This is a genomic window from Ferrovibrio sp. (assembly GCF_035304305.1).
GTDB lineage: Bacteria > Pseudomonadota > Alphaproteobacteria > Ferrovibrionales > Ferrovibrionaceae > Ferrovibrio.
This window is the reverse complement of record NZ_DATGQG010000156.1, coordinates 34,687-53,738: the sequence shown is the minus strand read 5'-3', so window position 1 is coordinate 53,738 and position 19,052 is coordinate 34,687. Positions and strand designations below refer to the sequence as shown.

The following is a 19,052-nucleotide window of genomic DNA, read 5'->3' as shown; positions in this document are numbered from 1 at the left end:
GACTGGTCTAGTTAGAGCAAGCGCCAGGAAACAGGGAGGCCTGCACCTCCCTGTTTTCCGGAAATCAGAAGGTTCCCGGATAGGCGCCGCCGTCCAGCAGGATGTTCTGCGCCGTCAGGTATGCGGCCGGAACCGAGCAAAGGAAGGCGCAGACCTGGCCGAACTCCTCCGCCGTGCCAAAGCGGCGGGCCGGGATGGTGGCGGCCTGCTTTTCGATCTCGGCTTCCAGTTCGGCGCCGGATTTCTTGCTCTGGTGGCCGATGGTTCCCTTCAGACGGTCGGTGAGGAAGCGGCCGGGCAGCAGGTTGTTGATCGTGACGCCATCCCTGGCCACCTGCCGCGCCACGCCGCTGATGAAACCGGTCAGGCCGGCCCGGGCGCCGTTGGACAGGCCGAGATGCGGGATCGGCGCCTTCACCGAACTGGAGGTGATGTTGACAATGCGGCCGAATTTCCGCGCTGCCATGCCGTCCACCACCGCCTTGGTCAGGAGGATCGGCGTGATCATGTTGGCGTCTACCGCCTTGATCCAGGCATCGCGGTCCCAGTCGCGGAAATCGCCCGGCGGCGGACCGCCGGCGTTGTTCACAAGGATGTCGATCTCGCCCGCGGCAGCCAGCGCCTGCTGCCGCCCCTCTTCCGTCGTGATGTCGCCCGCCACGGTTTTCACGGTGACGCCTGGCGCGGCGGCGCGGATCTTCGCTGCTGCTTCCTCCAGCGCCTCCCTGCCCCGCGCGGTGATCGTGACGTTGACGCCTTCCTTCGCCAGCGCCAGCGCGGAGCCGTAACCGAGGCCTTTGCTGGCGGCGCAGACCAGCGCATTGCGTCCCTTGATGCCGAGATCCATTCTTTCCTCTCCCGATTGCTACATGGCCCGATCCAGCATGGCGCGCAGCAGTACATTGCAGCCCGCCGCCAGATCTTCCGGCGTTGCGGATTCCACCTCGTTGTGGCTGATCCCGTCGGCGCAGGGAACGAAGATCATCGCCGTCGGCGCCACCCGGCAGATATGACCGGCATCATGTCCGGCGCCGGAGACGATATCCAGGTGCGCATAGCCGCATTCCTCCGCCGCCCTGCGCACCGCCGCGATGCAGTCGGGATCATAATGCAGGGCCGGCGAGTGCCAGATCTCGCTGCAGTCATGGCTCAGCCCCAGCGCGCTGCATATCTCACCGCACGCGGCCTCAAGTGCGGCCTTCATCTTTCCCAGGCCCTCGTCAGAGGGATGCCGGAGATCGACACTGAAGAAAACCGAGCCGGGAATGGTATTGCGCGAATTTGGCGAGACCTGCAGCAGACCGACGGTGCCGACGCCGGGCGGATGATCCAGCGCGATGCGGTTCACGGCATCGACGATCCGCGCCGCACCCAGCATGGCATCCCTGCGGCGGTTCATCGGCGTCGTGCCGGCATGGCTCTCGCTGCCGGTAACGGTCACCTCGAACCAGCGGATCCCCTGGATGCCCTGCACCACGCCGATGGCCTTCCGCTCGGCCTCGAGGATTGGTCCCTGCTCGATATGCGCCTCGAAGAACGCGCGAAACGGCCGGCCGCCAACCGGCTGGTCGCCGGCATAGCCGATGCGCTTCAGCTCCTCGCCGATGGTCTTGCCATCCAGATCGGCACGGCTGAGGCCGTATTCCTCGGTGAATAATCCGGCAAAGACGCCGGAGGCCACCATGGCCGGCGCAAAGCGCGAGCCTTCCTCGTTGGTCCAGACCGCCACCTCGAGCGGCGCCTCGGTCTCGATCTTCATGTCGTTGAGACTGCGGATGACCTCCAGTCCGGCCAGCACGCCGTAGACGCCATCGAACTTGCCGCCGGTCGGCTGGGTGTCGAGATGGCTGCCGGTCACCACCGGCGGCAGGTCATTGTTGCGACCGGGCCGGCGGGCGAAAATGTTGCCCATGCGGTCGATGCTGATGCTGCAGCCCGCCTCGCGGCACCAGCGCACGAAGAGATCGCGGCCCTCGCGGTCCAGATCGGTGAGCGCCAACCGGGCGCAGCCGCCCTTCGGCGTGGCGCCGATCTTGGCCATCTCCATCAGGCTGTGCCACAGCCTGTTGCCGTCGATCCGCAGGTTGGACTGCACCATGTCCGCGCCTATTCGCCGGCCGGCTGCAGGGTCGCGGCCGTGATGCCCCATTCCGCCAGCGCCTCGTCACCGCCCTCGCCGCGGACCGGCGGCTTGCGCCGGATGCCGGCGGGCGTGCGCGAGAAGCGCGGCGCCGCGGCGGGCTGCACCACGCCCTCGGGTGCGACGAAGGTCTGGCGAGCGGCCATATGCGTGTGCTGCGGCGCTTCCTCCAGCGAGAGCACCGGCGCGAAGCAGATGTCGCTGCCTTCCATGATGGCGCACCATTCATCACGCGTCTTCGTGCGGAAGGTGGCCGCAATCGCCGCGCGCAGGCTCGGCCAGCGCTTACGGTCGTGCTGTTTCGGCAGCGTCTTTGGATCGAGCCCCAGCTTTTCGATCAGTTCGGCGTAGAACTTGCCTTCGATCGAGCCGATGGCGACATAGCCGCCATCCTTGCATTCATATGTGTCGTACCAGGGCGCGCCGCTGTCCAGTATGTTGGCGCCGCGCTGGTCGGACCACATCCCGGCACCTTTCAGGCCGTAGAACAGCGTCATCAGGGACGCCGCGCCATCCACCATGGCGGCGTCCACCACCTGCCCCTTGCCCGACTGCTGCCGCTCATAGAGAGCTGCCAGAACGCCCATGGCGAGATAGAGCGAGCCGCCGCCGAAATCGCCAACCAGATTGAGCGGCGGCACCGGCTTGCCGCCCGCATTGCCGATGGCATGCAGCGCGCCGGTCAGGGCGATGTAGTTGATGTCGTGGCCGGCCGCCTTGGCCAGCGGTCCTTCCTGGCCCCAGCCGGTCATGCGGCCATAGACCAGTTTCGGATTGCGCTGCTGCGCCTCATCGGGCCCGAGGCCCAGCCGCTCCATCACGCCGGGGCGGAAGCCTTCCAGCACGACATCGGCTTTCGCAAACAGGTCGAGCACCAGCGCAATCGCCTTGGGATCCTTCAGATCCAGCGCCAGCGAACGCTTGCCGCGGCCGAGCAGCTCGTATTTCGGCTCCACCGGCAGGCCGAGATCGACCTCGCCGGTACGGTCGATGCGCAGCACATCGGCCCCCAGGTCGGCCAGCAGCATGCCGCAGAACGGCACCGGGCCGATCGCCGGCATCTCGATGACTTTCAGTCCGGCAAGGGGTCCGCCGCTCACTTCTTCTCTCCCCCGGCCTTGGGCTGACGCGGCTTCCATTCCGTCACCGGCAGGCCCGCCTTCTTCCACTCGCCCAGCCCGCCCTCGATATGGGCCAGCCGCTTCAGTCCCATATCCTTCGCGGTCTTGGTCGCCAGCGCCGAGCGCAGCCCGCCGGCACAGTAGAAGATGAACTGCTTGTCCTCGGCGAAGACCGGCTTGTGGTACGGGCTTTCCGGATCGATCCAGAATTCCAGCATGCCGCGCGTGGCATGGAAGGCGTTCGGGATCATGCCGTCGCGCTCCAGTTCCCGCGGGTCACGCAGATCGACGAAGACGGTATCCGGCTTGTCGAGATGCTTGGCCGCTTCGGCCGGGGTCAGTGTCACGATTTCCGCCATGGCTTCATCGAGCATGGCTTTATAGCCCTTGGGCATTGGCTCCTCCGTCTGGTTGCGACGATATTAGGTCCAAAAGGCAGCGCCACTCCAGAGTTCGCCGCGCCTGGCCGCCTGCCGTCACGGGTTCAGGCAGTTAAGGCAGGGCTGGGTTATCCCCAGCTTTCTTCCCGCGGTGGTGAACCGGAAGCGGCCTTTCGGGTTGGAGTCAAACGCTACGGCAAGTCCTGTCCCCGATGAGAGAATCCTGATGGCCCGAATTCTAGTGGTTGAAGATGATGCCGATATCCGAGAAATCCTCCGCGACCAGCTGGAAAGCGCCGGCCACGACGTGGTCGAGGCAGCCAACGGCAAGGCGGGCCTTCTGGAAATCCGGCGCCGGAACTGCGACCTCGTCATCACCGACATCTACATGCCCGAGAAGGACGGCCTCGAACTGATCAACGAAATGCATGCCGCCGACCATCCACCGCCGGTGATCGCCATCTCGGGCGGTGGCGACCGCGACCTCGCGCTGCGGATGCTGACCCTGTCACCGGTGCTGGGCGCCAAGGCCGTTCTGGCGAAACCCTTCACCGAGGGAGAGCTGCTGCAGACCGTCGAGGCCGTCCTGAAATCCATGAACTGGCGCCACTAAGCGCCTCACAGCGGCAGCAGCGACTGCCAGTCCCGCGACGGTCGCGGCCACAGGACCGGTTGCCAGGTCCAGCCTGCGGCGAGCACGGTGGCGCGCACGGATGCCAGCAGCGGATCCTCCGGTTCGATCAGCAGCGGGTTGTTCGCCCAGCGCTCCGGCGGGGTAAACCCGGCAGCGCCCTCCGGCGCTTCGCCGGCGCGGCCGACCAGCGGCAGGGCCTGCACGCTGCGCGCCTCGGGATCGAAGACCAGCTGCAGGCCGGTCAGCCATTTCCGCCCGGCGAGATGGTCGAGGTCCAGACCGCGCGGATCGTCGACACGACCCGACAGCATCATCGCGCCGGTGCCGTCCGGCAGAATCACCTGCAGCCGGTCGCGATGCTGCTCCAGCAGCATGACTCGATTGCGCAGCTCCGCCTCCGGCAGCGGTTCGCCCGTTCCGTGCTGCAGGGTCGTCCGTTCGAGAAGGACGCTGGCCAGTGCGAGATGCGCGGCGATCCAGACCGTGACGAGGAGGAAATGTCCCGTCCGGCTGTGCAGCAGCCGGAGCGGCCCCGGGAAGCGCCGGGCGCGCAGGGCCGGTGTCGCCTGCCGGCGTCGCGCCAGCGCCGCGGAATCCGGCGCATAGAAGGCGAACAGCGTATCGCCGATCACCAGCCACTGGCCCCTGGCGTAGGAACTCCCCTGGCGCTCTTGCCCGGCCCGGAAGGAAATGCCTGCCTCGGCATATTCGACGCCCGCGGCGGCAAAACTGGCAAAGCGCTGCTCGGCTGCCTCGGCGGCTGCTTTGGGCGAGCGGAAACGCGCCGCGATGGTGGCCGTGCTGTCGTGAAAGCGCGCCAGCTCCGCAGCCTGCGCGCCGGGAAACAGCGGCCGGATATCGCGGTACTCGCTGGCATGGCGGCCGAACACGGCCCAGGAATTCATGAAACCGCCAAAGCGGGTTGCCAGCGCCACGGTATCGACCTGCAGCCGGCGCGAGGCCCAGCGGTCGAACAGGTTGTAGAGCAGCACCGGCAGGGCGACGCCGCTGACCAGAACCAGCAGCATGGCGAGCCAGGGCCCGTCACCGCTCCAGTTCACCGCTATCCAGTCGATTGATTCCAGGGCCGTCAGGCCTCCCCACCCCTGTTACCTGTTACCCCGCAAGTCATTGGGCTGACAAGAGATCGGCCGGCGGGCAAGACGTTAACGATTTCTTTCCGCCAGCCGGGCTATTGGCTTGGCCATGGCACCCATTCCTCCGTCCTTCCACGCCGGCATGCGCCCGGAGACCTACCGGGTCGGCGGCCATCAGGTCAGCTACGAGCTGCTGACGACGCTGAAACAGGCCAGCCACCGCACGGGGGTGGATTTCGCCTATCTCGTCGCCCAGGCCGGACAGGAAAGCGGATTCAGGGCGGATGCCCAGGCACGGACCAGTTCGGCCCGCGGCCTGTTCCAGTTCATCGAAAGCACCTGGCTGGAGGTCGTGCGCGACCACGGCGCCAAATACGGCCTCGCCCACCATGCCCGGCAGATCGCCACCGACAGCGACGGCCGCGCGCGCGTCCACGATGCCGCGGCGCGGCGCGAAATCCTGAGTCTGCGTGACGATCCGCGCATCGCCGCGGCCATGGCGGCCGAATATGCCCGCATCAACCAGCAGACCCTGTCGCGCGAACTCGGCGTCGACCTGAAGAAGACAGATCTCTATCTCGGCCATTTCCTCGGGCCGGCCGGTGCCGGCAAATTCCTGTCCGCGCTGAAGGACAACCCGGCCCAGGATGCGGCTGCGCTGCTGCCCGAAGCCGCTGCCGCCAACCGCAGCGTTTTCTACACCGAAGACGGCCGCCCGCGCAGCGTGGGCGACATCTATGCCGGCTTCGAACGCAAGCTGGAGGCCAATGCGCGTGGCCTCGCCGCCGTGCCGCTGGATACCACTGCAGCCGGCAGCAACCGCTCGGCCGTCCAGAGCCACCTGGATGAGCAGCGCCGCATCATCGATCACAATGTGAAGATGATGGCGATGGAAATGCTGCACCGGATCATGCGTGGCGATCGCGACCGGGTCGGCCGCGATCTCGATTCCAGCTTCTGATCAGACCACCCGGGTCAGCACCGGCTGGCCGTCGAAATGGGCGGCCAGGTTCTTCAGCACCAGTTCGCCCATCGCATTGCGGGTCGCATGAGTCGCCGACCCCACGTGCGGCGCCAGCGCGACCGAATCCAGCTTCAACAAAGCTTCCGGCACATTCGGCTCATCGGCGAAAACGTCGAGGCCCGCACCGGCAAGCCGGCCCTCCACCAGCGCCTTCACCAGTACCGGTTCATCGACGACGCTGCCGCGCGCGATGTTGACGACGTAGCCTTTCGGGCCGAGCGCTTCGATCACGGCGGCATTGACGAGGTTTTCGGTCGCCTTGCCGCCCGGACAGGCAATCATCAGGATGTCGACATCCTTCGCCATGGCCACGAGGTCGTCGTAGTAGCGATAGCTGACGCCTTCCTTGCGGCGCGGACCGAAATAGCGGACCTCGACGCCGAAGGGCTCGGCGCGGCGGGCGATGGCCTGGCCGATGCGCCCGAGCCCCACGATGCCCATCACCTTGCCGCCCAGCTTGTCGGTCAGCGGGAATTTCTCCTTCGGCCAGCGGCCCTGCCGCACGAAGTGGTCGCCCTGGGGAATCCGGCGCATCATCGCCAGCGTGAGCGCCATGGCGATGTCGGCGACATCGTCGGTCAGCACATCGGGCGTGTTGGTCACGATAACGCCGCGCTCCTTCGCGCAGCCGATATCGATCGGGTCGTAGCCGACGCCGAAACTAGAAATGATCTCGAGCTTGGGCAGGGCCTCGATCAGGGCGCGGCTGGCGCCCACGCTGCCCGACGTCACCATCCCGCGCACCCGCGGCGAGACCTCCGACAGCAGAGCCTCCCGGTCCCTGGCCTCCCATAGCCGATGGATCGTATAGCGCTTCTCCAGTTCCTGCTGAATCGCCGGCGGCATGCCAACGGCCTGGACAATCTCGATACCCATGCAGGCGCTCCTCTCTGACAGTTCATCGGAGCCTAGCGGCAGGCTCGTTGCCCCCGCAAGCAGCAGGCAGACAGAAGGCGCGTTGCTGCGGCGCATCAGGCCCGTCATAATCGGGCGATCTTCCGACGGAGCCCGAATCATGCGCCCTGCCCTTCTCGCTCTCAGCCTCGCCGCAGGATTTCTCGCCGCCCTTCCGACGGCCGCACAGGAGAAGGTCGTCAACGTCTACAACTGGTCGGATTACATCGACCCAGAGGTGCTGAAGGAGTTCGAGGCGGAAACCGGCATCCGGGTACGCTACGACGTCTACGATTCCAACGATACGCTGGAATCCAAGCTGCTGGCGGGCAGGACCGGCTATGACGTCGTGGTGCCGACGCAGTATTACATGGCGCGCCAGGTCCAGGCGAAACTGCTGCGCCCGCTGGACATGGCGAAGCTTCCGAATGCGAAGCATCTCGATCCCGCGCTCATGGAGCGACTGGCGAAATTCGACCCCGGCAATCGCCACGCGGTGATCTATCTCTGGGGCACCAGCGGCATCGGGCTGAATGCCGACAAGATCAGGCAGCGCATGGCCAACCCGCCGGCCTATTCCCTGCGCATGCTGTTCGATCCTGAAGTGGTTTCGAAATTCGCCGATTGCGGCGTGGTGATGCTGGACGCGCCGGATGAAATCATGGTCGCGGCGCTGAAGTATCTCGGCCTCGATCCGAATGCCAAGGATGCCGGCAGCATTGCCAGAGCCGAGGAAGCGGTGATGAAGGTACGGCCCTACATCCGCAAATTCCATTCCTCCCAGTACATCAACGATCTGGCCAACGGCGACGCCTGTCTGGCCTACGGCTACTCGGGCGACATCCTGCAGGCGCGCAGCCGCGCCGAGGAAGCGAAGAACGGCGTCCGGGTGCAGTATCTGCTACCGCGGGAAGGCGCCCAGCAATGGTTCGACGTGATGGTGATTCCGGCCGACGCGCCGAATCCCGATCACGCCCATGCCTTCATCAATTACCTGCTGCAGCCGAAGGTGATCGCGAGGATCACCAATGCCGTGCAGTATCCCAATGCGGTTCCGGACTCGCTACCCTTCGTCGACAGGGAGGCCATGGCCGACAAGGATGTGTTCCCGCCGCCGGAAGCGATAAAGACGCTCTACACCGTACAGCCCTTCAGCCAGAGCGAGCAGCGCCTGCTGACCCGCGCCTGGACCCGGATCAAAGGCGGCCGCTGAGCGATGCCGCTGCTCAGTGTCGAAGGCCTGTGCAAGCAGTTTGGCGGCGAGACGGCAGTCGACCATGTCAACCTGACGGTCGAATCCGGTGAATCCCTCGTGCTGCTGGGTCCGTCCGGTTGCGGCAAGTCTACCCTGCTGCGCATGATCGCCGGGCTGGAGATGCCCGATGCCGGCCGCATCCTGCTGGATGGCGATGACATCACCCAGCTGCCGGCGCATCGCCGACCGGTCAACATGATGTTCCAGTCCTATGCGCTGTTCCCCCATCTCAGCGTCGCCGACAATGTCGCCTTCGGGCTGCGCCGCGAGGGCCTGCCGAAGGCGGAGATCGCGCACCGCGTCGATGAGGCCCTGTCCATGCTGGAGATCGCCGCCTTCGCCGGCCGCAGGCCGCACCAGCTGTCCGGCGGCCAGCAGCAGCGGGTGGCGCTCGCCCGTGCTCTTGTGAAACGCCCGCGCCTGCTGCTGCTGGACGAGCCGCTGGCGGCCCTGGACAAGCGCCTGCGGCAGCAGACCCAGGCCGAACTGCGCCGACTCAACCGCCAGACCGGCATCGCCTTCGTTTTCGTGACCCACGACAATGACGAGGCCATGGCGCTGGCCGACCGCATCGCCGTGATGCGTGCAGGCCGCATCTGCCAGATCGACCATCCGCGCCGCATCTATGACCGCCCGGTCGACCGTTTCGTCGCCAGCCTGCTGGCCGACATCAACCTGTTCCGTGCGGACGTGGACGAAATCCGCGACGGGCTGGCGTGGGCGCGCTGCGGCGAGCTGCGGCTCCATTTTCCCCGGCTACATTTTCCCGGTGGAGCTCCGGGCACCCGGCTGCTCGGCCTGCGCCCCGAGCAGATCGAGATCGCCCGCGAGCCGACGCCGCCCGCCGCAAATACCGCTTCGGGGATCGTCAGCGACATCGACTATATCGGCGACATGACCACGATATCCGTCCGGCTTGCCGACGGACAGGTGATCCGCGCCGCGCAGCTCAATGCGCTGCACGAGCCGCTGCTGGAACTGGACCAGCCGGTCTGGCTGAGCTGGGATCCGGACGCGCTGATTCCGCTGGCGGACGACTGAGCCATGACGCGCCGCGGCCTCGCGCTGATCGCATTCCCTGCTCTCTGGGCGGTGACCTTCATGGCCCTGCCGCTGGCGCTGGTGCTCAAGATCAGCTTTGCCGAGCCGCTGCTGGCGCAGCCGCCCTATACGCCGCTCTTCGAGGACGGCCGGCTGAACCTGCAGCTTGGCAATTACGCCCTTGTCTTTGCCGATGCGCTGTATGCCCGTGCCCTGCTCAACAGTCTGCTCTATGCCGGAATGACGACCCTGCTCTGCGTCGCATTCGGGTTGGCCATCGCCCAGGCAGTGACGCGGATCGCGCCGCGCTGGCAGCCCCTGCTGCTGACCTTGATCATCCTGCCCTTCTGGACCTCCTTCCTGATCCGCGTCTATGCCTGGATCGCGCTGCTCAAGCCGGAGGGACTGATCAATGCCGCGCTGCTTGGGCTCGGACTGATCGACGAGCCGCTGGTGATGGTCAATACCGGCTTCGGCGTGGTGATCGGCATGACCTACACCTACCTGCCGTTTGCCATCCTGCCGATCTATGCCAGCCTCGCCGGCCAGTCGCCGCGCCTGACCGAGGCCGCCATCGATCTCGGCGCCTCGCCGCGTGAGGCCTTCTGGCTCGTCACCGTGCCGCTGGCACGGCCGGGCATTCTGGCCGCGGCGCTGATGGTCTTCATTCCCACCATGGGTGAATTCATCATTCCCGATCTGCTGGGCGGTTCGGCCACCATCACGCTGGGCCAGACGGTCTGGACCGAATTCTTCTCCAACCGCGACTGGACCATGGCGAGCGCGCTGGCGATCCTGCTCATGTTGCTGCTGCTCGCCCCCGCCATCGCCCTGCAGCGGCTCGAACTGGGCGGCCGGCGATGAGAACCGGACCCGGCAAATTCAATATCGGCGCGCTCGCGCTCGGGCTCGCCTTTCTCTACCTGCCGATCCTGCTGGTGGTGATCTACTCCTTCAACGCTTCAAGGCTGGTGACGGTCTGGGGTGGCTTTTCGCTGCACTGGTACGAAGTGCTGTTCTCCAATCCGGCCTATCTGGAGGCGGCACTGAATTCGCTGCAGGTTGCGGTCGCCGCGGCCACGCTGGCCACCGTCATCGGCACGCTGGGTGCGCTGATGCTGACGCGGCTCGGCCGCTTTCCCGGCCGGCAGACGCTTGGCGGCCTGCTGCTGGCGCCGATGGTTCTGCCGGAGGTGATCCTCGGCGTCAGCACCCTGATGCTGTTCGTCGCCGTCGGGCTGGACCGCGGCATGCTCACGGTGGCGCTGGCCCATGCGACCCTCGGGACCGCCTTCGTGCTGGTGATCGTGCAGGCGCGGCTCATCGGGCTCGATCCCGATCTGGAAGCCGCGGCCCGGGATCTGGGCGCCGGACCGGTGCGCGCCTTCCTGCTGGTCACCGTGCCCAGCCTGGCGCCGGCACTGGCGGCCGGCTGGCTGCTCGCCTTCACCCTGTCGCTGGACGACGTGGTGATCGCCTCGTTCGTCAACGGTCCGGGTGCGACGACCCTGCCGGTGCGCGTCTATTCCGCCGTGCGGCTCGGCATCTCGCCCGAGATCAACGCGATCTCGACCATCATGCTGGCCATCGTCAGCATATTGGTGATCGTCGCCAGCCTGCTCGCCAAGCGCTCCTGGCCCGGGCGGCGCTAGCTCCCCGTCGCCGCATCGAAGCGGCGCCAGAATTCGGCCTCGTCGGCCGGCAGGCCGAAACGGACCCAGGCGGGATTGTAGTCGAAGATGCGCGTATGGACGCCCTGCTCGCGCAGCCTGGCCGCCAGCGCAGCCGCATCTGCCTTGGCGAGCCGGAACAGCGCGGTGCCGCCGAGTACATGGATGCCGCGATCGCGCATGGCCTGATCGAAACGCCGCATGCGGGCGCGCAGCTCCTGGCGCATGCTCTCCTGCCATGCCGTATCCTGCAGCGCTGCAGTTCCGATCATCATGGCCGGGCCGCTGACGGCCCATGGCCCCAGCGCCTGCTCCAGCGCAGCGGTTACGGTGCTGTCGCCCAGCACGAAGCCAAGGCGCACACCTGCGAGGCCGAAGAACTTGCCGAAGGAACGCAGGATGACGAGGCCCGGCCTGCCTGCATCGGCCGCCATGGAAACCTCCGGCACCACATCGGCGAAAGCCTCGTCGAGGATCAGCCAGCCGCCGCGGCTGTTGAGTTCGGCATGCCAGCGTCGCAGCAGTTCGGGGCCGAGCGCCCGGCCATCGGGGTTGTTCGGATTGACCGCGACCAGCACATCGATATCGCGCAGGCTGGCCGGAAGCGCATCCAGCACCGTCGCCGTATGGCCGCAGCTGCGCCAGACATGGGCATGCTCCGCATAGGTCGGCCCCAGCACGGTGACGCGGGCAGGCGCGAACAGGCGCGGCAGCCACTGGATCGCGGCCTGGGTTCCCGGCGTGGCGACGATGCCGGCTTCCGCCGGGCAACCATAAGCCTCCCGCGCGGCCAGCAGCAGCGCCTGCATTGCTGCCCGGTCCGGCAGCCGCGCCCAGGCATCCGGAGGCAGTTCGGGAAGCGGATAGGAAAACGGATTGATGCCGGTGCTGAGATCGATCCAGTCGCCGGCGTATGCGCCGGGAGCCGTGCGGAAGGCATCCAGGTCGCCGCCATGGGCGGGCCGATCCGGTTGACGGTCCGGCACCGCGTCGCCCATGGTGGCTGCATCCTTCATGGCGGGCGATCTTACGGTGGACGCTGCTGCAATCAACCTCTGGATCCTGCTCGTCGCGCTGGCCGCCGATGCGGCCTTCGGCTGGCCGGACACCTTGCATCGGCTGATCCGGCATCCGGTGGTGTGGTTCGGCGCAATCATCGGCAGGCTCGAAGCCCTTCTCAACCGGCCTGCATGGCGCAACTGGCAGCGCCGACTGGCCGGAGCCTTCACGGTCGCTGTTCTGCTCCTGATCGTTGGCATCGCGACCACGACGATCAGCGGCGTCCTGCGAGGCTTCGCCTATGGCTGGCTGATCGAAGCCCTGCTCGCCGCCAGCCTGGTCGCGCAACGAAGCCTGCATGATCATGTCGCCGCAGTCTCAAAGGCACTGGAACAGGATGGGCTGGGCGGCGGCCGCAAGGCCGTGGCGTGGATCGTCGGCCGCGATCCGGACAGCCTGGACGAGGCCGGCGTCAGCCGCGCGGCCATCGAGAGCCTGGCCGAGAATTTCTCCGACGGCGTCGTGGCGCCGGCCTTCTGGCTGGCGATCGGAGGGCTGCCCGGCATCGCGCTGTACAAGGCGATCAATACCGCCGACAGCATGATCGGACACCGGTCCGACCGCTACCGTGCCTTCGGCTGGGCGGCGGCAAGGCTGGACGATCTGGTCAATCTGCCCGCCTCGCGGCTCTCGGCTTTGCTGCTGATCCTGGCGGCCTGGTTCCGCGGCGGTGCGTCATCGCTTGGCGCGTTTGCGGCCGTCGAGCGCGATGCCGGACGCCACCGCTCGCCCAATGCCGGCTGGCCCGAAGCCGCCATGGCCGGCGCGCTTGGCCTGAAGCTGGCCGGGCCGCGCCGCTACGGCGAGCATTGGGTGGAAGACCACTGGATGGGCGACGGCCGGGAGATTGCGGATGCCGGCGACATCCGCCGTGCACTCGGCCTTTTCCGGAGCGCCTGCCTCGTCCTGGGGGCCGTCGTGCTGCTCAGCGCGCTGCTGCCATGAGGCTGTCGACGTCAAGATGCCGCTCGATGGCAGTCGCCAGCTCGTCCAGCGCCCGGTCCACGCCGGCCTCGTAATCGCCGGCAACAATCTGCCGGCCTGAAAGCTGCTCCAGCCAGGCCCTACGGAAGGCGTCGCTGCCGAACAGGCCATGCAGGTAGCAGCCCGCCACGCGGCCATCCGGCGACACGGCACCGTCGTGCCGGCCGCCGAGGCGCAGCAGAGGCCGCTGGGCATCCGGTCCGGTCGTGACACCGACATGCATTTCATAGCCGCGCACCGTTTCGCCGCTGAAACGCTCGATGCCCGAGACTTCCGTCAGAGCCTTCTCGCCCGTCAGCACGGTTTCGACATCCAGCAGGCCGAGGCCATCGATGCTTTCCGGCGTGCCTTCGATGCCGTTCGGATCGGCGACGCGTCGTCCCAGCATCTGGTAGCCGGCGCAGATGCCGAGCACACGCCCGCCGCGGCGCAGATGGGCGGCAAGATCAATATCCCAGCCCTGTGCGCGGAACGCCTTCAGGTCGGCAATGGTCGCTTTCGAGCCGGGAAGGATGACCAGCGCCGCATCGCCCGGCAGCGGTTCGCCCGGCGGCACGAAGACCAGTTTCACGCCCTCCTGCTGCCGCAGCGGATCGAAATCGTCGAAATTCGCGATATGGGGCAGGCGCGGCACGGCAATGACGATGCCCTCGCCCGGCTTCCCGGCAGCATCGAGGCTCAGCGTATCCTCGGCCGGAAGCCGCGATACCGCGGCAAGATGCGGCAGGATGCCGAAACTGCGCCAGCCCGTGCGCTGCGTAATGATCCTCAGCCCGTCATCGAACAGGCCGGCATCGCCGCGGAACTTGTTGATTACATAGCCGGCAACCAGCGCATGTTCCTCCGGCTCCAGCAGCGCCGCGGTTCCGACCAGGCCGGCGATCACGCCGCCGCGCTCGATATCGCCGACCAGCACCACCGGTACGCCCGCACGCAAGGCGAAGCCCATATTGGCGATGTCGTTGGCGCGCAGGTTGGCTTCAGCCGGCGACCCCGCACCCTCAACGATGATGAAGTCGGCTTCCCGCTGCAGCTTCGCAAAACTCTCGGCGACGAAAGGCCAGAGTGAGCGCTTCCTCTGCAGATAGGCGCGGGCATCGTCCTGCCCCTGCATGCGTCCCTGCACGACGACCTGCGCGCTCCGGTCGCCCTGCGGCTTCAGCAGCACCGGATTCATGTGCACGCTGGGCGCCACGCCGGCGGCACGCGCCTGCAGAGCCTGGGCGCGGCCGATCTCGCCGCCCTCCGTCGTGACGGCGGCGTTGTTCGACATGTTCTGGGGCTTGAAAGGCAGCACGCGATGGCCGCGTTTCGCCAGCAGCCGGATAAGCCCGGCGCAAAGCACCGATTTGCCGACATCCGAGCCGGTGCCCTGGATCATCAGCGCGCGGGCCGTTGCGCGCCCGGCCGTCATTTCAGGACGAGGGGCAGCCCCGCCGCCATGAAGATGACGTGGTCGGCTATGGCGGCCACCTGCTGGTTGAGGCGGCCCTGGCGGTCGCGGAACTCACGCGCCATCTGGTTCTCGGGAACGATGCCGAGTCCCACCTCGTTCGACACCACGATGACCGGGCAGCGCGCGCCGTTCAGCGCGGCCAGCAGACTGTCCGTCTCGGCATCGAGATCACCACCGGCATGCATCTGGTTGGACAGCCACAGCGTCAGGCAGTCGATCAGCACCGCCGCGGCATCGATCGGCACGGCCTGCAGTTCCTCAGCCACGCCCAAAGGCGCCTCGATGCTGCGCCAGCGACTGTCGCGGCGCCGCCTGTGCTCGCGGATCCGCTCGCGCATCTCCTCATCCCAGGCTTCCGCGGTCGCGATATAGACGAGCGGCCCGCTCTGTTCCGTGGCCAGCTGCTCGGCGAGCTGCGACTTGCCGGACCGTGCGCCGCCGATGATCAGGGTGACGCGGGCATCGCTGCGCAGCCCGGGAATGGCCGGGGCCATGGTCAGGCCTGTACCGGCTCGCGGACCTTTTCGCGCAGGGTAACGAATTCCTCGGCCGCGGTCGGGTGTATGCCGACCGTGGCATCGAAATCCGCCTTCTTCGCGCCGGCCTTGATGGCGATGGCGATGCCCTGGATGATCTCGCCGGCCTCCGGCCCGACCATATGGGCGCCGACGACGCGGTCGGTCCGGGCATCCACCACCAGCTTCATCAGGATGCGCTCCTCGCTGCCCGACAGCGTGGCGCGCATCGGCCGGAAGATGGTGCGATAGACATCGATCTCGCCAAATTTCTTCCGCGCATCCGTATCGCTCAGGCCGACCGTGCCAACATTCGGCTGGCTGAACACGGCGGCAGGGACGTATTCATAATCAGCCGCACGCGGCTTCTTTCCAAACACCGTGTCGGCAAAGGCATGGCCCTCGCGGATCGCAACCGGCGTCAGATTCATCCGGTTGGTGACATCGCCGACAGCATAGATGTTCGGTACGCTGGTCTGCGACCAGGCATTGACCACCACGGCCCCGTCGCGGTCGGTCTCGACGCCGACAGCCTCCAGGCCGAGCCCGTTGGTATTCGGGCTGCGGCCGGTTGCCGCCATGACGCAATCGACTTCCAGCGTACTGCCGTCGGTGAGATGCACGATCAGGCCGCCGTCGCCCTGCTCCACGCTGGTGACATCCGATTTTACCCGCAGGTCGATGCCGGTCTTGACGATCTCGGCCGCGAGGTGATTGCGGATGTCGTCGTCGAAACCGCGCAGGATCTGCTCGCCACGGTACAGAACCGTGACCTGGGAACCGAAGCCGTTAAAGATGCCGGCGAATTCCAGCGCGATATAGCCGCCGCCGATGATCACCACCCGCTTCGGCAGGTCCTTGAGGTGGAAGGCCTCGTTGGAAGTGATCATCAGCTCGGCGCCCGGCACCGCGGGCTTCACCGGATGGCCGCCGGTGGCGATCAGGATCTTGTCGGCGGTGACGGTCCTGTCGCCGATCACCACCGTATGCTCGTCCTTCAGTGTGGCGCGGCCATCGAAGGTCTTGACCCCGGCATTCTCGAACAGACCGCGATAGATCTTTTCCAGTCGCGCGATTTCCCGGTCCTTGGCCGCGATCATCGCCGACCAGTCGAAGCGGACCGGCGGCACGGTCCAGCCGAAACCGGCGGCATCCCGGAAGGCATGGGCGTATTCGGAGCCGTAGACCAGCAGCTTCTTCGGCACGCAGCCGCGGATCACGCAGGTGCCGCCGTAGCGATATTCCTCGGCCACGGCCACGCGGGCGCCATAGCCCGCCGCGATCCGGCCGGCGCGCACGCCGCCCGAGCCGCCGCCAATGACAAAGAGATCGAAATCGTACCCGCTCATGCCCGTCCAGGTCCTTCCTTGCTCTCCGGCGCAGCTTCTTCGACAGGCAGTTCATGCCCGCGACCGACGCTGGAGATCAGAGTCCGAACCTCGGGATAGCGGCGCGCCACAGCAATGTGGTGCAACCGCATCGCTTCGACAAGCGCGCCAGCCCGGCCCAGCAGCCGGTCGGCATGGGCGATCATCGCCGAATTGGGCCAGGCCCGCGGCCGAATGTCGCCCAGAGCCTCGAAGATCTCAGCCTCGCGACCGGGATTGCGCTGGGTCATCAGGGTAACGGCCGCAGCGGTGGAGCGCGACACGCCGGCAAAGCAATGGACCAGCAGATGGTTCACGTCGGTTCCCGCCAGACGCTCGCCCACTTCCAGGATCGCGGCGACGTTGTCCTCGCTCGGCATCGCCCGTTCCGGCTCATCCAGCACGATGTCGTAGAAACGGAAACCGGTACAGACGGCCCTGGGATGGAACAGCTGGTACTGCGGCTCCGGGGTGCCGGGATCGAGAATGCCCAGGATATGGGTGACATCGCCGGCAAACTGGTGCAGCTCGGCGACGCCGCAGATGCTCAGACGGAACGGCAGAAGTCCACGCTCAAGAACACTCATTCAACCGTCACCGATTTCGCCAGGTTGCGCGGCTGGTCCACGTCGGTCCCCTTCAGTACGGCCACATGATAGGCGAGCAGCTGCACCGGAATGGCGTAGAGGATCGGCGCCACGAAAGGATCCACCTCGGGAAGCTCCACGGTCGCGAAGGTACGCTCGTCGATATGGCCGAAGCCCCTGCGATCCGACATGAAGATCACCTTGCCGCCACGCGCCATCACCTCCTGCATGTTCGAGATCGTCTTCTCGAACAGGGCGTCGCTGGGCGCGATCACGATCACCGGCACGCCTTCGTCGATCAGCGCAATGGGACCGTGCTTCAGCTCGCCGGCGGCGTAGCCCTCAGCATGGATATAGGAGATTTCCTTCAGCTTCAAAGCCCCTTCCAGTGCCAGCGGGAAGCACGGGCCGCGGCCGATATAGAGTACGTCACGGGCGTCCATGATCTTTTCCGCCAGTGCGAGCAGGTCGTCGTCGTGATTCAGCACCTCCGCGGCATGGGCTGGCACCTCGATCAGCGCCGCCATCAGCCGGGCAGCCTCCTCCGCCTGCATCACCTTGCGGGCCTGCGCCACCGCCAAACTGAAGGCTGCCAGCGTCACCAGCTGGCAGGTGAAGGCCTTGGTCGAAGCGACGCCGATTTCCGGTCCCGCCTTGGTGAGCAGGCAGCCATGGGCCTCGCGTGCCATGCTGCTTTCCGGCACGTTGATGATCGCCAGCGTGCGGCCGCCGTTGTTCTTCACGTAGCGCAGGGCAGCCAGCGTATCGGCCGTTTCACCCGACTGTGAAATGAAGATGGACAGGCTGTTCGGATCGACCGGCGCCTCGCGGTAGCGGAATTCGGATGCCACGTCGACCTCGACGCCGATACGGCCATAGCGTTCCAGCCAGTATTTCGCCACCAGGCCCGAGTAATACGACGTGCCGCAGGCAACGATGGTGATGCGCGAAAGTTTGGCCAGGTCGATACCCAGATCGGGCAGATGCACGAGGCGGTCGGTCGGGCTGACGACAGTGTTGATGGTATCGCCCATCACCGCCGGCTGCTCGTAGATCTCCTTCTGCATGTAATGGCGGTAATTGCCCTTGCCGATCATCGCGCCGCTGATCGCCGTCGGGCGGATGGCGCGCTCGGTCGGCTTGCCGTCCTGATCGAAGAATTTCGCGTCGGTACGGGTCAGGACGACGCTGTCGCCTTCCTCGAGATAGGCGATCCTGCCTGTCAGCGGCGCCAGCGCCAGCGCATCGGAACCCAGATACATCTCGCCGTCGCCGAAACCGACCGCCAGCGGCGCGCCCCGGCGGGCGCCGATCAGCAGGTCTTCCTTGCCGTGAAACAGGATGCCGAGCGCGAAGGCGCCACGAAAACGGTTCAGCGCCGCCTGCACCGCCTGCTGGGGATCGTTCCCCTCTGCCAGATACTGGTCGATCAGGCGCAGGGCGACCTCGGTATCGGTCTGACTGTAGAACCGGTGGCCCTTGGCAAGCAGTTCCTCGGCGATCTCGCGGTAATTCTCGATGATGCCGTTATGGACCAGCGCCACGCGTTCGGTGGCATGCGGATGGGCGTTCTCCTCGTTCGGCGCGCCATGGGTGGCCCAGCGGGTATGGGCAATGCCGATCAGGCCATCGAGCGGCTCCTGGCTCAGCCGGGCTTCCAGCTTTGCGATCTTGCCTTCGGCGCGACGCCGTTCGATCGCGCCGTTCTTGCCCAGCGTCGCAATGCCGGCGGAATCATAGCCGCGATACTCCAGGCGCTTCAGGCCGTCGACCAGCAACGGCACCACGTCCCGCGTTGCCACAACGCCGACAATTCCGCACATACGCT

The 19,052-nt window shown here is 66.5% G+C and carries 19 protein-coding genes; 7 read left to right on the top strand and 12 right to left on the bottom strand.

The window, feature by feature from the left end:
* Window positions 1-64: 64 nt before the first annotated feature.
* The 4 genes from VKZ87_RS17480 to VKZ87_RS17465 are packed head-to-tail and all read right to left on the bottom strand — an operon-like array spanning window position 65 to window position 3,656.
* Complete coding sequence (locus tag VKZ87_RS17480; protein ID WP_324222557.1) at window positions 65-847, bottom strand: SDR family oxidoreductase; 783 nt, start codon at window positions 845-847, stop codon at window positions 65-67.
* A gap of 18 nt (window positions 848-865) precedes the next feature.
* Window positions 866-2,098, bottom strand: a complete 1,233-nt coding sequence (locus tag VKZ87_RS17475; RefSeq protein ID WP_324222556.1) for a Zn-dependent hydrolase — start codon at window positions 2,096-2,098, stop codon at window positions 866-868.
* Window positions 2,099-2,106: 8 nt separating this feature from the next.
* Window positions 2,107-3,240, bottom strand: coding sequence for a CaiB/BaiF CoA-transferase family protein (locus VKZ87_RS17470; protein WP_324222555.1), 1,134 nt, complete (start codon window positions 3,238-3,240; stop codon window positions 2,107-2,109).
* Entirely contained in the window at window positions 3,237-3,656 is a 420-nt protein-coding gene (locus VKZ87_RS17465) for a rhodanese-like domain-containing protein (protein WP_324222554.1), read from the bottom strand. The genes VKZ87_RS17470 and VKZ87_RS17465 overlap by 4 nt, the downstream gene beginning before the upstream one ends.
* A gap of 211 nt (window positions 3,657-3,867) precedes the next feature.
* On the opposite strand from VKZ87_RS17465, the gene VKZ87_RS17460 reads away from it, so the two are divergent.
* Window positions 3,868-4,254: a response regulator gene (locus VKZ87_RS17460; RefSeq protein ID WP_324222553.1), complete on the top strand. Its 387-nt coding sequence runs from the start codon at window positions 3,868-3,870 to the stop codon at window positions 4,252-4,254.
* A 5-nt stretch (window positions 4,255-4,259) separates the two neighbouring features.
* On the opposite strand, the gene VKZ87_RS17455 is transcribed toward VKZ87_RS17460, so the two are convergent.
* Window positions 4,260-5,336 carry a hypothetical protein gene (locus VKZ87_RS17455; protein ID WP_324222552.1) on the bottom strand — a complete coding sequence of 359 codons (1,077 nt, stop codon included), beginning with the start codon at window positions 5,334-5,336 and terminating at the stop codon, window positions 4,260-4,262.
* A 145-nt stretch (window positions 5,337-5,481) separates the two neighbouring features.
* Here VKZ87_RS17455 and VKZ87_RS17450 point away from each other — a divergent pair, with 145 nt between their 5' ends.
* A complete protein-coding gene (locus VKZ87_RS17450; RefSeq protein WP_324222551.1) occupies window positions 5,482-6,333 on the top strand; it encodes a transglycosylase SLT domain-containing protein in 852 nt (283 codons plus the stop codon).
* Here the strand turns inward: VKZ87_RS17450 and VKZ87_RS17445 are convergent, their stop codons facing one another.
* On the bottom strand, window positions 6,334-7,272 hold the full coding sequence (locus VKZ87_RS17445) for a 2-hydroxyacid dehydrogenase (protein WP_324222550.1): 939 nt from the start codon (window positions 7,270-7,272) through the stop codon (window positions 6,334-6,336).
* Between the two features lie 139 nt (window positions 7,273-7,411).
* Between VKZ87_RS17445 and VKZ87_RS17440 the strand changes: the two genes are divergently transcribed.
* Genes VKZ87_RS17440 through VKZ87_RS17425 form a run of 4 tightly spaced genes read left to right on the top strand, consistent with a single transcriptional unit; the run spans window position 7,412 to window position 11,238 of the window.
* Entirely contained in the window at window positions 7,412-8,503 is a 1,092-nt protein-coding gene (locus tag VKZ87_RS17440) for a polyamine ABC transporter substrate-binding protein (protein ID WP_324222549.1), read from the top strand.
* Window positions 8,504-8,506: 3 nt separating this feature from the next.
* Complete coding sequence (locus tag VKZ87_RS17435; protein WP_324222548.1) at window positions 8,507-9,586, top strand: ABC transporter ATP-binding protein; 1,080 nt, start codon at window positions 8,507-8,509, stop codon at window positions 9,584-9,586.
* A gap of 3 nt (window positions 9,587-9,589) precedes the next feature.
* Window positions 9,590-10,450 (top strand): ABC transporter permease, encoded by an 861-nt coding sequence (locus VKZ87_RS17430; RefSeq protein WP_324222547.1) that lies wholly within the window; start codon window positions 9,590-9,592, stop codon window positions 10,448-10,450.
* Window positions 10,447-11,238 carry an ABC transporter permease gene (locus VKZ87_RS17425; RefSeq protein ID WP_324222546.1) on the top strand — a complete coding sequence of 264 codons (792 nt, stop codon included), beginning with the start codon at window positions 10,447-10,449 and terminating at the stop codon, window positions 11,236-11,238. Before VKZ87_RS17430 ends, VKZ87_RS17425 begins: the two co-directional genes overlap by 4 nt.
* Here VKZ87_RS17425 and cobD read toward each other — a convergent pair.
* The gene (gene cobD / locus VKZ87_RS17420; protein WP_324222545.1) at window positions 11,235-12,272 is read right to left on the bottom strand and encodes a threonine-phosphate decarboxylase CobD; all 1,038 of its coding nucleotides are present in this window, start codon (window positions 12,270-12,272) and stop codon (window positions 11,235-11,237) included. The two genes, VKZ87_RS17425 and cobD, sit on opposite strands and share 4 nt — an antisense overlap.
* Between cobD and cbiB the strand changes: the two genes are divergently transcribed.
* Window positions 12,271-13,260 carry an adenosylcobinamide-phosphate synthase CbiB gene (gene cbiB / locus VKZ87_RS17415; protein ID WP_324222544.1) on the top strand — a complete coding sequence of 330 codons (990 nt, stop codon included), beginning with the start codon at window positions 12,271-12,273 and terminating at the stop codon, window positions 13,258-13,260. The two genes, cobD and cbiB, sit on opposite strands and share 2 nt — an antisense overlap.
* On the opposite strand, the gene VKZ87_RS17410 is transcribed toward cbiB, so the two are convergent.
* The 5 genes from VKZ87_RS17410 to glmS are packed head-to-tail and all read right to left on the bottom strand — an operon-like array spanning window position 13,241 to window position 19,047.
* Complete coding sequence (locus VKZ87_RS17410) at window positions 13,241-14,713, bottom strand: cobyric acid synthase (RefSeq protein ID WP_324222543.1); 1,473 nt, start codon at window positions 14,711-14,713, stop codon at window positions 13,241-13,243. The genes cbiB and VKZ87_RS17410 overlap by 20 nt on opposite strands.
* Window positions 14,710-15,249 carry a bifunctional adenosylcobinamide kinase/adenosylcobinamide-phosphate guanylyltransferase gene (gene cobU, locus VKZ87_RS17405; protein WP_324222542.1) on the bottom strand — a complete coding sequence of 180 codons (540 nt, stop codon included), beginning with the start codon at window positions 15,247-15,249 and terminating at the stop codon, window positions 14,710-14,712. The genes VKZ87_RS17410 and cobU overlap by 4 nt, the downstream gene beginning before the upstream one ends.
* A 2-nt stretch (window positions 15,250-15,251) precedes the next feature.
* The gene (gene gor / locus VKZ87_RS17400) at window positions 15,252-16,619 is read right to left on the bottom strand and encodes a glutathione-disulfide reductase (protein ID WP_324222541.1); all 1,368 of its coding nucleotides are present in this window, start codon (window positions 16,617-16,619) and stop codon (window positions 15,252-15,254) included.
* Entirely contained in the window at window positions 16,616-17,224 is a 609-nt protein-coding gene (locus VKZ87_RS17395) for a protein-tyrosine-phosphatase (protein WP_324222540.1), read from the bottom strand. The genes gor and VKZ87_RS17395 overlap by 4 nt, the downstream gene beginning before the upstream one ends.
* The gene (glmS, locus tag VKZ87_RS17390; protein WP_324222539.1) at window positions 17,221-19,047 is read right to left on the bottom strand and encodes a glutamine--fructose-6-phosphate transaminase (isomerizing); all 1,827 of its coding nucleotides are present in this window, start codon (window positions 19,045-19,047) and stop codon (window positions 17,221-17,223) included. The genes VKZ87_RS17395 and glmS overlap by 4 nt, the downstream gene beginning before the upstream one ends.
* Window positions 19,048-19,052: the final 5 nt, after the last annotated feature.

Excerpts from the sequence above, each read along its gene's own strand:
- VKZ87_RS17395 (WP_324222540.1), bottom strand. The coding sequence starts at position 17,224 with ATGAGTGTTCTTGAGCGTGGACTTCTGCCGTTCCGTCTGAGCATCTGC.
- VKZ87_RS17410 (WP_324222543.1), bottom strand. The coding sequence starts at position 14,713 with ATGACGGCCGGGCGCGCAACGGCCCGCGCGCTGATGATCCAGGGCACC.
- VKZ87_RS17480 (WP_324222557.1), bottom strand. The coding sequence starts at position 847 with ATGGATCTCGGCATCAAGGGACGCAATGCGCTGGTCTGCGCCGCCAGC.
- VKZ87_RS17450 (WP_324222551.1), top strand. The coding sequence starts at position 5,482 with ATGGCACCCATTCCTCCGTCCTTCCACGCCGGCATGCGCCCGGAGACC.
- VKZ87_RS17465 (WP_324222554.1), bottom strand. The coding sequence starts at position 3,656 with ATGCCCAAGGGCTATAAAGCCATGCTCGATGAAGCCATGGCGGAAATC.
- cobU (WP_324222542.1), bottom strand. The coding sequence starts at position 15,249 with ATGGCCCCGGCCATTCCCGGGCTGCGCAGCGATGCCCGCGTCACCCTG.
- glmS (WP_324222539.1), bottom strand. The coding sequence starts at position 19,047 with ATGTGCGGAATTGTCGGCGTTGTGGCAACGCGGGACGTGGTGCCGTTG.
- VKZ87_RS17440 (WP_324222549.1), top strand. The coding sequence starts at position 7,412 with ATGCGCCCTGCCCTTCTCGCTCTCAGCCTCGCCGCAGGATTTCTCGCC.
- VKZ87_RS17435 (WP_324222548.1), top strand. The coding sequence starts at position 8,507 with ATGCCGCTGCTCAGTGTCGAAGGCCTGTGCAAGCAGTTTGGCGGCGAG.
- VKZ87_RS17460 (WP_324222553.1), top strand. The coding sequence starts at position 3,868 with ATGGCCCGAATTCTAGTGGTTGAAGATGATGCCGATATCCGAGAAATC.
- cbiB (WP_324222544.1), top strand. The coding sequence starts at position 12,271 with ATGGCGGGCGATCTTACGGTGGACGCTGCTGCAATCAACCTCTGGATC.
- VKZ87_RS17430 (WP_324222547.1), top strand. The coding sequence starts at position 9,590 with ATGACGCGCCGCGGCCTCGCGCTGATCGCATTCCCTGCTCTCTGGGCG.
- gor (WP_324222541.1), bottom strand. The coding sequence starts at position 16,619 with ATGAGCGGGTACGATTTCGATCTCTTTGTCATTGGCGGCGGCTCGGGC.
- VKZ87_RS17425 (WP_324222546.1), top strand. The coding sequence starts at position 10,447 with ATGAGAACCGGACCCGGCAAATTCAATATCGGCGCGCTCGCGCTCGGG.
- cobD (WP_324222545.1), bottom strand. The coding sequence starts at position 12,272 with ATGAAGGATGCAGCCACCATGGGCGACGCGGTGCCGGACCGTCAACCG.
- VKZ87_RS17445 (WP_324222550.1), bottom strand. The coding sequence starts at position 7,272 with ATGGGTATCGAGATTGTCCAGGCCGTTGGCATGCCGCCGGCGATTCAG.
- VKZ87_RS17475 (WP_324222556.1), bottom strand. The coding sequence starts at position 2,098 with ATGGTGCAGTCCAACCTGCGGATCGACGGCAACAGGCTGTGGCACAGC.